Source organism: Coprococcus sp. RTP21428st1_C9_RTP21428_210409 (genome assembly GCF_040227395.1).
Taxonomy (GTDB): Bacteria; Bacillota; Clostridia; order Lachnospirales; family Lachnospiraceae; genus Coprococcus; species Coprococcus aceti.
Window position 1 is genome coordinate 1 of the sequence record NZ_JBEHVV010000078.1, and the last position, 12,697, is coordinate 12,697.

The 12,697-nt window shown below is 43.3% G+C and carries 13 protein-coding genes and 2 pseudogenes; 2 read left to right on the plus strand and 13 right to left on the minus strand.

Going from position 1 to position 12,697, the window contains the following annotated elements; genetic code table 11:
* From ABUA34_RS12165 to ABUA34_RS12205, 9 genes and pseudogenes are all read right to left on the minus strand, one after another.
* A pseudogene (locus ABUA34_RS12165) lies at window positions 1-511 on the minus strand (SGNH/GDSL hydrolase family protein); the annotation flags it as partial.
* Window positions 512-524: 13 nt separating this feature from the next.
* A complete protein-coding gene (locus ABUA34_RS12170; protein WP_022217287.1) occupies window positions 525-2,114 on the minus strand; it encodes an MBOAT family O-acyltransferase in 1,590 nt (529 codons plus the stop codon).
* A 69-nt stretch (window positions 2,115-2,183) separates the two neighbouring features.
* Window positions 2,184-2,411: an acyl carrier protein gene (locus tag ABUA34_RS12175; RefSeq protein ID WP_015533721.1), complete on the minus strand. Its 228-nt coding sequence runs from the start codon at window positions 2,409-2,411 to the stop codon at window positions 2,184-2,186.
* Between the two features lie 29 nt (window positions 2,412-2,440).
* Entirely contained in the window at window positions 2,441-4,033 is a 1,593-nt protein-coding gene (locus ABUA34_RS12180; RefSeq protein ID WP_349823394.1) for an AMP-binding protein, read from the minus strand.
* A gap of 457 nt (window positions 4,034-4,490) precedes the next feature.
* On the minus strand, window positions 4,491-4,934 hold the full coding sequence (locus ABUA34_RS12185) for a hypothetical protein (RefSeq protein ID WP_349823395.1): 444 nt from the start codon (window positions 4,932-4,934) through the stop codon (window positions 4,491-4,493).
* Between the two features lie 182 nt (window positions 4,935-5,116).
* Window positions 5,117-5,386, minus strand: a complete 270-nt coding sequence (locus tag ABUA34_RS12190; RefSeq protein WP_015533718.1) for a hypothetical protein — start codon at window positions 5,384-5,386, stop codon at window positions 5,117-5,119.
* Between the two features lie 32 nt (window positions 5,387-5,418).
* Window positions 5,419-6,327: a hypothetical protein gene (locus ABUA34_RS12195; protein WP_349823396.1), complete on the minus strand. Its 909-nt coding sequence runs from the start codon at window positions 6,325-6,327 to the stop codon at window positions 5,419-5,421.
* A 169-nt stretch (window positions 6,328-6,496) separates the two neighbouring features.
* Window positions 6,497-6,862: a hypothetical protein gene (locus tag ABUA34_RS12200; RefSeq protein WP_147341848.1), complete on the minus strand. Its 366-nt coding sequence runs from the start codon at window positions 6,860-6,862 to the stop codon at window positions 6,497-6,499.
* Window positions 6,863-6,920: 58 nt separating this feature from the next.
* A pseudogene (locus ABUA34_RS12205) lies at window positions 6,921-7,085 on the minus strand (hypothetical protein); the annotation flags it as partial.
* Between ABUA34_RS12205 and ABUA34_RS12210 the strand changes: the two are divergent.
* Window positions 7,086-7,388 carry a hypothetical protein gene (locus tag ABUA34_RS12210; protein ID WP_055223081.1) on the plus strand — a complete coding sequence of 101 codons (303 nt, stop codon included), beginning with the start codon at window positions 7,086-7,088 and terminating at the stop codon, window positions 7,386-7,388.
* An 89-nt stretch (window positions 7,389-7,477) separates the two neighbouring features.
* Window positions 7,478-7,693 carry a hypothetical protein gene (locus ABUA34_RS12215; protein ID WP_055273142.1) on the plus strand — a complete coding sequence of 72 codons (216 nt, stop codon included), beginning with the start codon at window positions 7,478-7,480 and terminating at the stop codon, window positions 7,691-7,693.
* 47 nt (window positions 7,694-7,740) lie between these two features.
* Here ABUA34_RS12215 and ABUA34_RS12220 read toward each other — a convergent pair whose 3' ends face one another.
* From ABUA34_RS12220 to ABUA34_RS12235, 4 genes are all read right to left on the minus strand, one after another.
* Window positions 7,741-8,637 (minus strand): helix-turn-helix domain-containing protein, encoded by an 897-nt coding sequence (locus tag ABUA34_RS12220; RefSeq protein WP_161172066.1) that lies wholly within the window; start codon window positions 8,635-8,637, stop codon window positions 7,741-7,743.
* A 140-nt stretch (window positions 8,638-8,777) separates the two neighbouring features.
* A complete protein-coding gene (locus ABUA34_RS12225; RefSeq protein WP_161172067.1) occupies window positions 8,778-9,578 on the minus strand; it encodes an AraC family transcriptional regulator in 801 nt (266 codons plus the stop codon).
* A 293-nt stretch (window positions 9,579-9,871) separates the two neighbouring features.
* Window positions 9,872-11,266, minus strand: coding sequence for an MFS transporter (locus ABUA34_RS12230; RefSeq protein WP_015533711.1), 1,395 nt, complete (start codon window positions 11,264-11,266; stop codon window positions 9,872-9,874).
* 156 nt (window positions 11,267-11,422) lie between these two features.
* Window positions 11,423-12,697: beta-galactosidase small subunit family protein (locus tag ABUA34_RS12235; protein WP_349823397.1), on the minus strand; the 1,275-nt coding region annotated here is incomplete at its 5' end.

A 12,697-nucleotide genomic window follows, 5' to 3' on the forward strand; every position in this document is an offset into this window, starting at 1 on the left:
TTGAGGCTGATCTGTATGTGTAGTCCCTGGCACCGAACATGTCCGAAACACTCATGCTCTTCCACCTGTTGTGGTACTGTGCAAGAGGCAGATACTTATATGCCAGATTCTTCAGGTTGTTCTCAACCTTTTTCAATGTCGTCTTGCCTGTCCAAAGCATATTCACATCAAACACCACCAGCTTTGGCTTCTGACATGTGAGCACTTCATCCAGAAGGTTGGATGCCCCGGTCACATTCTGGAATCCCTCAGCCGCCACATATGTTGGAATTCCATATTTGTTCCATATATACATCGGAGAACATGCACTGTAGGCATTGCTGTCTCCAAGCACCAGTACGTCTATCGAATTCTTCGGTTCTCCATAGAAGCCCCTTGCATTCGAGTTGGTTATTCCGCTTCCCGGATCGCTCCGCTTCGGAGTAAACGCAGCTCCCAGCACTCCCATGATCATCACGGCCACCAGGGCAAATGCTATGGATTTTATTATATTACGTCCACTTTTCTTCATAGATAAATCACCTCTAAAACTGTGCATATATAAATCCAGCCACCTCATAGCCCTTGCCATATGCTCCGAGTATGATCACTCCAAACAGCAGCACATAGTAAACTGCCCATCTGAGGACTATATTCTTCGTGGCAAGCTCTGCTCTTATCTGATGTCCCTTCTCCTTGTAAAGTCCAACCAGGAACAGAATGAGCGCGCCCACTGCCAGCACTGCAAAATCTGCCATGTCAAGCTTCATTCCAAGCAAAGTTCCATTTGTCAGATCCGCAAATGTAAATCCCCTGAACATGGACACAAACATGTGTCCAAATGCTGTCAGATCATCAGCCCTGAACATGAGCATTCCCACATTCACAAAAATGAAGGTCCTGACAACCTGAAGCAGTCTGTATACCTTTCCCTGGCGGTCAACATTCATTTTCTCATACAGCTTCTTGAAAAGAGGCTCCATGAGAAGTCCGATTACCATGATAGCCCAGTAATAAAGACCATACATGACGTACTTCCAGCTTGCGCCGTGCCAAATACCCGTTCCAAACCACACTATGAACATCGCTATAGACATAGGAACAAATGTCGCGAAGAAAGTATTCATATGTTCCCTGGTCTTCTTACTCAGCTTCACAAATGGCTTGGACAGTGAAACTGAATAGAACACATAGTCCTTGAACCATGCACCGAGAGTCATATGCCACCTTCTCCAGAACTCACTGACCGTCTTTGATATAAACGGCTGGTTGAAGTTCTCTGAGAGTCCTATTCCGAACATCTGGGCACTTCCCCTTACTATATCCATACAGCCTGAGAATTCCGCATAGAGCTGTAATGTGTAGAGCAGCATTCCCACTACTACCGGAAGTCCTGTGTAGCTTGCGTAATTGTCAAATATCTGGTTCACATACATATTTGCGCGATCTGCAATAACTATCTTCTTGAAGAAGCCCCACAGTATAAGCTGGAGTCCCATGGTCATGTTCTCATAACTGAACCTGTGCCCCTCATACATCTGCTCTCCAACAAGATCGAACCTGGCTATAGGTCCCTCAACAATGTGCGGGAAAAATGCAAGGAAAAGTGCAACCTTGCCAAACTTGTCCGATGCCCTGTATTTGCCTCTGTACACGTCCACTATGTAACTCACCGCAGACAGTGTGTAGAACGAGATTCCAAGCGGCATCATCCTCTGATACATCGGATTCTCTACATTTATGTGTATGAGTCCAAGCACATCTGTAAATACCTGTCCAAGGAATACCGAATATTTCAGGAATACCAGGATTCCTACATTCACAAGCACCACGCATACGCACACGCACTTTTTCTGCCATCCAATAAGTGCCTTGTACTCTTTTTTGCTTTCCTTTGGCAGAGCTTTCCTTGCCATGCTGCAGCCATCATCTATCTTGTTTATCAGCAGGCCGCCCACATATATGGTCAACGACCCGAACAGGATAAATATGATATATCTGCCTGAATTGATAAAATAAAACAGATAGCTGAATGCCAGCAGCACCTTCCATCTGTGCTTCAGTGGCACTATATTGTACACTATAAACGCTCCGAGCAATATAAATACCAGATACGATATCGACGTATATGACATATTTCTCACTCCTCCAGTATTTTTTGACGGCAGTCAGTCCCCGCCATCTTCCAATATCTATATCTGCTCTTACTCGTCTTCAAGTCTCTGGATCATATCGTATATGGTCTGGACTGTCTTGAAGTTCTCCGGTGTGATATCAACAGGAGAAATGTCTACGTCAAACTCATCGCTGAGCTGAAGCACCAGCGTAACCATCGTGATGGAATCCAGCACGCCATGTCCTATAAGATCTGTCTCGTTCTCATAATCAACTCCAGGTTTTACCTCATTCAAAATCTTTAATAATTCTTCCATAATCTCTTATCTCCTTATCAATAAAATTGTCACACATGCTGCGCGTATTCCGCCTTCAGCCTCTTCCTGTCTATCTTGCCATTTGCATTGTGGGGCATGCTTGTCACCCTGACAAAACGGTTCGGCTCCATGTAGTGTGGGACCCTCTCCTGAAACGCCTTAAGCAGCTCCGTCTCGTCCTTCTTCTTGCCCTCGTAGATGAACACGATCTTGTCAGCCGCATCATCATATATGCAGGCATAGCTTCTGATACCGTCTATGGCTCCCGCTGCCGCCTCGATCTCGCCGAGCTCTATGCGGTAACCCATGTGTTTTATCTGATAGTCCTTACGGCACACATAGACCAGCTCACCGTATCTGTTGTATTTCACCAGATCACCGGTCTTGTAGACCAGCTCTGGATAGTACGGATTCAGCGGATTCTGGACAAATGCCTCTCTCGTCTTCTCCGCATTTCCGAAGTAGCCCAGCGCCACAAATGAACCCCTGGCATAGAGCTCACCCTCACGGCTGAAGCCCGTCTCAGGATCAATCTCCGGTGACACCTCCCTGCCGTTCTCATCAAGAACAAACACATCACAGTTGTTGCACGCATGTCCCATCGGCAGCGGCTCGTCATCGGCAAATACTCTGTCCACCACGTAATACGTACATATGTCGGTCGTCTCTGTTGGGCCGAACAGATTTGCATACATGGCATCCGGAAGATTCTGTATCCAGTAATTCAGCGGCTTTGTCGGCATCACCTCTCCGGCAAACAGCACCTTCTTCAGCTCGGGAAGCTGGGCGTACTGGAACAGCTTGTAATTTGCAACGATCTGCAATGCCGATGGCACCCAGTATATCGTGTTGATCCTGTATGTATTCATGAATTCCATCAGCTTCATAGGGAAGGTGAAATACGCCTTCGGTATGATGTACAGCGTGGCACCATTTTTAAGAGTGCTGTAGAGATCTGACACCGACATGCTGAAGTAGAACGGTGTCTGGCTTCCGAATATCGTACTCTCGTCTATACCAAATGCCTCCGTGTACCAATAGGTATAGGATATCACATTCCTGTGTGATACCACAGCGCCCTTTGGAACTCCGGTCGAGCCCGATGTGAAAAGCGCATACACGGGATCCGTGTCTATCGCCCTGCTTCTGACCGCATCCAACACCGACTGATCTGCACCTGTGTCCAGCTCGTCAAGATTTAATATCCTGAATACCTCTTTGTTCTCGCCTTCCTGTCCCTGGCATCCATCTTCATCCACGCCATTTCTGTAAAGCTCCAGTGCCTTCTCCATATGCCCGATGTCAGTCACGACTGCAACCGGATTCAGCGTTCCGAGTATCGACTCGGCTCTGGACGCCGGCATCTCCGCATCCAGTACCACATAGAAATTGCCACTGTAGACAACTCCCATATAGGCAGCCACACTCCCAGGCTTTTTGTCCAGCAACACGGCAACAGGCTTATTCCTCACGCCATCTGTCTTCTCATATATCCATGCACCGATCTGTCTGGAAAGCCTCTCCATCTGACCATATGTGAGTCCGCCTTCCTCATCTGCAACTGCCAGCTTGTCTGGATATTTTAAAGCCGAATTCTCTATAAATTCCAATATATTTTTCAATATTTACCACCTCGTTTAACCACCTTTTTCTTTCTTCCAAAATCGAATAGATTATATGCCAAGCCTTTCTGCCAGTTCAACTTAATATACATTCAACAGACTTAATTATATGTAAGAGTTATTACAATATGGTTACACTTTCTCAATCCATCAGCGTAATCCGCACTGCAGCTTCTCACTACACCTGCTGATTATAGCCGCCATCCCTTTAAGTTTCAATGAGGCGAATCTTTAAGATATCTTTAAGTAAAACAAAAAACAGCGGCAGACATGTCCATCCACGGACATATCTGTCGCTGACAAATGTATAAATATTTGTTTTCCCGGCACGGCTTACACGCCATACCTGATCCTTAGTCTCTTGACAAATCCCACAGATTTTCTCGCATTGTATAGCTTATCGGCAAATATATACAGGGTTCTGAGCTCTGCCCGGCCTTGCATCCATATAATTCCATCATAAAGAATATGGACTTTCAAGCCTGCCTCTGTCCTCCGTTATATCTCTGAATATAAAGAGATCACAGCCGTCCGTGCCATCTGGGACTACTATTATGCGGAGCCATCTGCCGTCTCTGCCTGCAACACGTGCATCAAACTCCAGATTCTCCTGTCTGTCCCAGCCCTCATATTTCTTTCTCAACTGTCTGTATATCTTCTGATCCATAAGCTGGCTTACCGCACTTATGTCCTCCCGCCGCACCAGCATATGCGCCTCATCCGTTCCGGCACATACCGCACGATCATAAAGTCCTGCTCCATCTTCTCTATTCTTCTGCCTTCTTTCCCTTCTCCTTATATTAATATAAAGATTAAGTATTGCGACAAGAGCTATAAGTTCCAGTATAACTCCTGCCACAAGGCATATATTCATATATTTCATTTCAAACAATCCAAACATTAATTCTCTCCCACACGCAGTTGCCTGCAAACCAAACATCGACAAAATTCACACGACCATTCTTTTCGTTATAACAACATATTATCCTAAAGTATATGGCAAAAAGTAATTCCAGACGCACCAAAACCGCCAATATCGCTTATGATATGGCGGTTTTGTCGATATTCTTATTATTTTCACTCTTATTCCAGCTCCTCCAGAGCATCCAGATAACTCTCCATCCACTGCACCTGCTTTGCGCTTTTCGCATCTTCTTCATCCGGTTCGTCCGGATCATCCGGCCACTCATCACCCTCGTCAAGCTCCTGCATGGTCAGCCAGTTGTCAGCCACCTCAAGCTGAAGCATCCTTCCATCATCACACTCCAGACTCACCAGCACCATAAGCGGCTCCCCGGGAAGTCTCTCCTCACAACCGAAATCGGCCTCATCTATTCTCTTTATTGTCCACATATTATCACCTCATGTTCTGTAGATGTCATAAATCACTCTACCCTTATTTTCAGAAAATCCATCAGCGCTTCCAGCGTCAATTCCTCCTTGCGCCATATCCATTCTGTCTCTATCGTATAGAACAGCCCGCCGCCTATGTCACATGCCGCCGCAAACTTCTGTCTCTGCTTTCTGGATTTCTTATACTTGAATATATAATAGTAATAAAGTCTTCCCTCTATCACTCCATGTTTCAGATATGCCCTTGTCCGCAGTTCCTCCGGGCAGGCTTCATCCTCCACCAGCTCATCCAGCACGTAATCCTCAGCCGTCTCATCATCGATAGCCTCCTGAAGTGAACAATAGACAAGTTCCGGCTTAAGCTCCTCATTAAACCCCGCAAATGCCGGATCACTGTCATCGCCATCTATCAGTCTATACCTCTGAGGCAGGTCAAAGCTTATCTTTATGGCACCTGACTGCAATGAATATGTATTGGTTAATTGTGCATCTCCAGTCATCCCATAGATGTCCGCATATGGCATACCGTTTTTTCCATATACATTCCTATCATTTTCCATACCTGAACCTTCATCTAACTTTATAGATGTGTCCGTTGAATCATATGTATATCCGCCACCAGCATTTATCGTGCCAGAATAATCAGCATCACCATATCCTACACCATCATACTCGTTCCCACCGTTAGCAGCTCTATCCGCCTCACTGGCCTTCTTCGCCTGAAATCCGGATACTAGGAACGACACAAAAGCCAGCAATCCGATCAGAAACATCAATCCCTGTTCCGAAATATACGACCACAGCTCTGACAGATCCGATATATTTCCATGTGACTCTTGATATATATTGTATATTCCTGCTCCCCAGAACAGCACCAGCATGGCCCCGGCCACGACAAAGCAGGCGATCGCACTCTGTAAAACATACTTTAATCTTCTCATCTACCCTTCCCCCCTGTCATTTCGCTTTTAATACACACATGCTTGCATCAACATACCGCAAGCATCTAACCCAAAGATACCGCATATTATACCCTCCAGTTCGCAGAATATCAATTACATTTGATATTCTGCGAACTGAATTTGACTTTCTGCGAATGTGTTTTGCGAATTAACTGCGGCTTATATGCAGAAAGACGGCACTCCCAGCAAAAGCTGAGAAATGCCGTCTCTCAGTATAATAATACACGCTGTAGTAATCCGATACCGTGAAATCCGCCTTAAGATTCTCTATCGCATCCAGACTCTCCATTATCGTATTTGTCTCCTTGATATCGGGGGCATCCGCCTGCAGATCGGTGTAGTCCTCACCTTTTATCTGCGCCATCGTGCCCTTGAGTGCATCGTTGGAGCTCTTGGAATCGCTCTTCACCATGACCTTCATTACGTCCATGGACTTAACAGAAAACTTGAGCTCAGCGCCATACTTACCGGACTTGTTCATGCCTGCGATCATGGATTTTGATCCGTCTCTCACACAAAAAGAGAACCCCAAATCTGAAGTGTGTACTTCTAATCTGGGGTCCTTTTTCATATATACCGCATGAATCGATTCCCATCATCTTTCTAGGTGGAAGGTTTGTTATTGCAATAAGTGTCTTGCCGACTAACTCCTCTGGCTCATAGAATGCATGGATTCCTGAGAGGATGGTTCTGTCTGTGCCTGTGCCGTCATCCAGTGTGAACTGAAGGAGCTTCTTATGGAAGCTGTTTCATTTGAGGATTATATCAATCGACTAAAAGCACAGAATATTATAATTGAAACCGGAAACTCAAAGAAATACGGAACGGTTACAAAATACCGATTTTCGGTTGAACAACGTTTTCATCGTGGCTACTCTCTCGGTTCATTCTATACCGATGACAACATAAAAAAGAGAATTTCGAGACGACAGGACTATCTGAAAACACAAAAGAAAAAAGCGGAAGAACGAAAAGAAAAGCGAAAAGCTGCTTATGATGCCATGTCGCCCGGTGAAAAAAACTGGATAAAAGTCGATTGAAAATCTCGTCCATGTGTGACTTCTCTGGTGATGTATCACGGGATACCGTTGGCTTGCAGAAATGGTAAAATGTGCAGAACGCCAGACGCATGCAGGAGATACAAAAGAACCTGCACGACAGGTACGGCATCCGGTATACCGAGAATTCCAACATCCAAATCCTACAAAAACTACTGGAACAGGCTAAACAGAACATGCATAACCTTGAAGAACAACAGCGGCAAAATGAGCGTGACCTGAAGGAGTTGCAACACTACCAGAAGGAAATTGACACCTATCTAGGGAAAAAGCATGAGGATATTTAGTCCTCATGCTTATCAGTAAAGATTTTATAGGAAGATCATCCATATTCTCATTTCGTAAACTCTACGGAGTAATAATACATATAATCATTCTCTGTATTTAGATAATCTCCGGAAATATCCTGTATCGGTAACATACTTAATCCATTTTTACCATAAACCAAAGCCGCTAGCCCCTGCTCTGTTCCAAAATCTATCGGACATATATGGTTTATGCTTGTCGCCGATCTTCCATAATATTCCCGATCTTCAACATCATTTAAAATTGGATTTTCTGTTGTGTATTTCGTATAGTTATCTGCCACAATTAGACTTGCAGAAAATTTTTCAAAATTAGGAACAACCACTATCATTCCAGTTTCGGTAGATTCTGTACCATTAAAAGATATTTCTGCAATTTTCTCATGCGATACTCTTTTTCCGGATTGATATTCAGACAAGTAAACAAAAAGGCATTTATAGTTATCCTTTGTCTTATACCGAAACATCATTACCCCATCTGCTCCAGACATCAGTTCCGCAGTTTTCATTTCCGCACTATCCGGCGATACTTCTTCTATGAAATTTCGGGGTTGTCTCATCTTTTTACACGCTATAACAGCGATTACAGTGATAAGTCCTGTCAGAATAATACAAAGTGCTACAATGATTCGTCGCAGAAATTTCTGTTTATTCTTTCCTTCCTTTGACACCTGCAATAGCGTTTCATCAGACTTTTCTCTTACACTATCTTCGCTGATATCTTCACCGGCTAAAAACTCATTGACGCTGATTTCCAATATTTCACACAGTTCCATATATACTGAAACGTCTGGAAGGCAAATTCCACGTTCCCATTTTGAAACAGACTTATCACTCCTCCCGAGCTTATCTGCAAGCTGTCTCTGTGTCAGCCTAGCTCTTTTTCTTTTTTCTGCGATATATCTTCCAATCTTAGCAATATCCATAGGTCATTCCTCCTTTCATCATGACAATCTTATATTATCACAGCAAAAAAGTACACCTCTCAAAGGTAGAATTGCCACATTTACTGCCTATATCCAATCACAGCCACAACTTTTCCATTCTCTGCCTCTATGTTTGATAGTCACGATATTATATCTGTACGGCTTGTATTTCTGTATTCGCTCGGTGTAACTTTGTATCGTTCCTTAAATACCCTATTGAATGTTCTCTGACTTTCAAATCCGCTATCATAGCATATATTTGTAATGGCATCATTGGTATTTTCCAAGCGATGGCAAGCATAATTTAGTCTTGCATCATTCAGATATTGATTGAAATTACGATGGAATGTTTTGGAGAATGTTCGTGATAAAACATACTTGCTCACTCCCAAATCTCTTGCCATATCATCTAACGAGAAATTCTTTCTAAAATTACCAGACACGTACGATACTGCCTGATAGACAAGATCTTTACTTCCCACATCTCCTTTCTCGACCAGTTTCAGCTTTCCAATGCATCTTGCAATCAAAATCTGCATGTATGCCTGTATAACTGCTATATCCATGTGGTCTGTATCTAAGATGGCATTAATTGCCCGGTATACTTCCGGCTCCACCATTTCTGCCTTTATGATTGGGTAATCCGGTGCCATCGTCTGTATAATATCAGCATATTTCCCAATCGCAAATGGTGGAGAAATAATGTAAACCGCCTTATTCACTCCCGAAGAGAAAACCTGATAATGATGGATAATATCAGGAAATACAAAACCAATATCTCCCTTTTCCATGTGGTATAACTCTTGTCCAACTCCCAGCTCCAGTGTTCCATTTGTCACACATACGATCTCCAATGCATTATGTAAATGCGGAGCAACATGCTTCGATTTTCTTTTTAAAGCTAATATTTCTTCTTTTGTATCAACAAATGATAAATGCATTGGTTACGCCCCCTTTGCAAGATTTGTCTACTTTTCCTTTCGATTTGGCAGGCAATCACATTGTATTTATTCTATAATCAGCTTGTAAATAAGGAAAGGAGGTACGCATTATGAACAAGTTTAAGAATTATATGAACAACCTTTTAGTATTCTACGCTGATTACTTTGAACATGTATATCATGCATAAAATACTAAAAGGACTACTTTGTGAAAACTGAATACCTAGCTTGCACAAAAAGCATTGCCTTTCTCGAATGTTCAATTAGACAATGCTTTTCATTACATATAAACCTTAATACTCTGTTGCGTCTGTTACTTCATCAGACTTAATTCCCTTTTCAGCTTTCAATTTTTCATTTACAGCTTCCACGTTCATTCTGGAAAGAACAATCATAATTAACACATCAAGGATCAATGGCAACCATAAATACATAAACTGCATCATATCAAGTGCTGACTGCGGCTGTGTTGCATTTGTTCCGACATAACCACTAAGCTCTAATAACCAGCCACATACTGCAGTTCCGATTCCTCCACCAATCTTCACACCCAGTGATGTACAAGAATACATAGTTCCGTCAATTCTCTTTCCCTGTGTCAGATAAGTATACTCTGAACAAGAAGCAATCACTGCGTTCATATCTCCCTGCCATGGGCCCTGTCCAAGTGCTGCAAGGGCTGTAAATGCCAGCATAAGAGGAATACTTCCCATATATCCTGCTACAACAACCAACGCTCTACCAATAACGGCAATGATATATCCTCTGAGATTCAGCTTGTACATACCATTCCACTTGCCAACGAGTGTCGGAGTAAAGATAAGAGCTATAATAAGCGGGATATTCACCGCCCAGGCGAACTGACCAAAAAGATTCTTGTCCTTCAATACCCATGTCATGTAGTAGATACCAGCACCGATCATGGCACTATAAAGCTGCTGTAAAATATATGTTCCACAGATCATCATATAATACTTGTTCTTTACAAGAAGCTTAAATGCCTGAACCAGTCCATACTTTTCTTCATCTCCTTTTACTTCTCCATCGTTAAGCTCCTCCTCCGGAAGCTCTTTTACGGAGAGCGCTGAGATTGTATTTACAATCAGACCGATAATTGCATAGATGATTGCTACCGTTCTCCATGCTGCTGCATCTCCACCGCAGTAATCAACAAATTTTACGGTTACAGACTGGATCAAAAGGCTTGTAGAAAATGCGAAGATGAAACGATAAGATCCCATCTGCACACGCTCTTTACTGTTCTTCGTAATCAAAGAAGTAAGTGCAGAATACGCAATATTATTTGCTGTATAGAACACACCATTTAACAATGTATATGCAATAAAGAACCATGCATATTTTGCTGTATTTCCCCAGCTTGTAGGAACCGCAAAACAACATACCAGTGTAATCGCACATCCAATGTAGCCGTAAAGCATCCACGGTTTCGCCTTACCCATCTTGCTGTGTGTCTTGTCAATCATCGAGCCAAAGAAAATGTCTGTAAATCCGTCAAACAGTTTGGAAACTGCGATCAACGTACCTACTATACCTGCTGCAAGTCCGACTGAATCCGTCAGATAAATCATCACAAAGGACGTTAAAAATGCATATACTACATTTCCTGCTATATCGCCGGATCCGTATCCAACTTTGTTATACCATTTTAAATACTTTTTTTCTTCCATAGAATCACTCCTCATCTTAATCATGTTTAGAATTTCATGTGTCAAACAGTCTGATGCCTATATTATTCTAAATGCTTTTACTTTTGTTCTCTTGTATCCCGAATATCCCCGTATGTCCGGACTTATACGTCGATATTCGGGAAACGAGTTATATCATTATCCTTTCACATACGGAACCAGTGTAAACCGGAACCGGAATAATCTATCATCAAATCTGTATGCTTCTAACACGTCTGGTCCGCAGCTGTTAGAGCCTATTCCATTCTGTGCATAATCAAGACAGAATACCGTACTGTCCGATTCTATCAATTCATAGTTATGTGCCTTTTCTTCCAGCTCCTCCTGTGTATAGAAGGACGCATTGAATGAAAATGTATCTTCCTCTGCAACGGCAGTGATACCGTACTGGCTGTTGCCAAGCTCCACATAATCGCAGTCGTAGTGACTTCCGTTTTCCTGTGGGCGGATATAGTCCTCATGCATATCGGAAACCTTCAGACGATACAATCCGTGGCTTGCTGCTCTATGCTTGTCCCGGTAGCTTTCCTGCGGTCCCATACCGAAGAACCCTGCATCTGTAAGCTTCTTATCTAAGAACATCCGCACACCAAATCTTGGTAGATCCGGGAACTCCTCATCCTTTTTCACTGCGATATCCGCTCCAATTCTTCCGGCTGCGTCAATCGTCCAAGTGATTGTCACATCCATAATTTTCTGCACGGTTGCTGCCACGACCGAAGCCTGACTTGTCACAGTTACTCCGTGCTTTCCCTGAATCACCTCTGACTTGTATGCTCTTGTATAGGCTTCGTTGTAGTGGGCTTTCTTCCACTCTGCCTTGATATACATATCGTTATCCGTCGGTGCTCTCCAGATGTTCAGTTCCATCGGATGATTCATATATTCTCTGCCTGCAAATGTCAGGCTGTCAAAAAGTGCTGTCCGCTTGTTGACCGTATAGGAGAAATCCCGTCCCTTTATGATGATCTCTGTATCATTTTCCTGTACCTGAATACCCGTATCAGGCACTTCCTTTGTAAGCCAGCCTACTGCCTGCTGATTCTTTGCACCCTTACTGCTTACATCTATCTCGTCAAAGCCTAAGACATACGCCTTGGAAAGAAGCGGAATGTCCTTCTTCAGCTTATAGAACAGCTTCAGATATACCTTTCCATTCTCCGGAATTGAAAGCTTTAAGGTCGTGCTTCCATCACAATGCGGTAATACGGATACTTCAGAAAGCTTCCCCTTTCCGATCACAAGTCCATCCTGTGACAGCTCGTAAGTAATCTCAACATAATCCTTCAAATCATCGAAATCCATATAGTTGTGAAGCACCAGCTCACCGCTTGCTGCATCATACGATACTACTCTTGCCGGTCGGTATACATTCTTGTACTCCAAAAGTCCGGTGTGTATCCTTCTGTCCGG

Coding starts and splice junctions, on each gene's coding strand:
- ABUA34_RS12170 (WP_022217287.1), bottom strand. CDS start 2,114: ATGTCATATACGTCGATATCGTATCTGGTATTTATATTGCTCGGAGCG.
- ABUA34_RS12175 (WP_015533721.1), bottom strand. CDS start 2,411: ATGGAAGAATTATTAAAGATTTTGAATGAGGTAAAACCTGGAGTTGAT.
- ABUA34_RS12185 (WP_349823395.1), bottom strand. CDS start 4,934: ATGTTTGGATTGTTTGAAATGAAATATATGAATATATGCCTTGTGGCA.
- ABUA34_RS12190 (WP_015533718.1), bottom strand. CDS start 5,386: ATGTGGACAATAAAGAGAATAGATGAGGCCGATTTCGGTTGTGAGGAG.
- ABUA34_RS12195 (WP_349823396.1), bottom strand. CDS start 6,327: ATGAGAAGATTAAAGTATGTTTTACAGAGTGCGATCGCCTGCTTTGTC.
- ABUA34_RS12210 (WP_055223081.1), top strand. CDS start 7,086: ATGGAAGCTGTTTCATTTGAGGATTATATCAATCGACTAAAAGCACAG.
- ABUA34_RS12215 (WP_055273142.1), top strand. CDS start 7,478: ATGCAGGAGATACAAAAGAACCTGCACGACAGGTACGGCATCCGGTAT.
- ABUA34_RS12220 (WP_161172066.1), bottom strand. CDS start 8,637: ATGGATATTGCTAAGATTGGAAGATATATCGCAGAAAAAAGAAAAAGA.
- ABUA34_RS12225 (WP_161172067.1), bottom strand. CDS start 9,578: ATGCATTTATCATTTGTTGATACAAAAGAAGAAATATTAGCTTTAAAA.
- ABUA34_RS12230 (WP_015533711.1), bottom strand. CDS start 11,266: ATGGAAGAAAAAAAGTATTTAAAATGGTATAACAAAGTTGGATACGGA.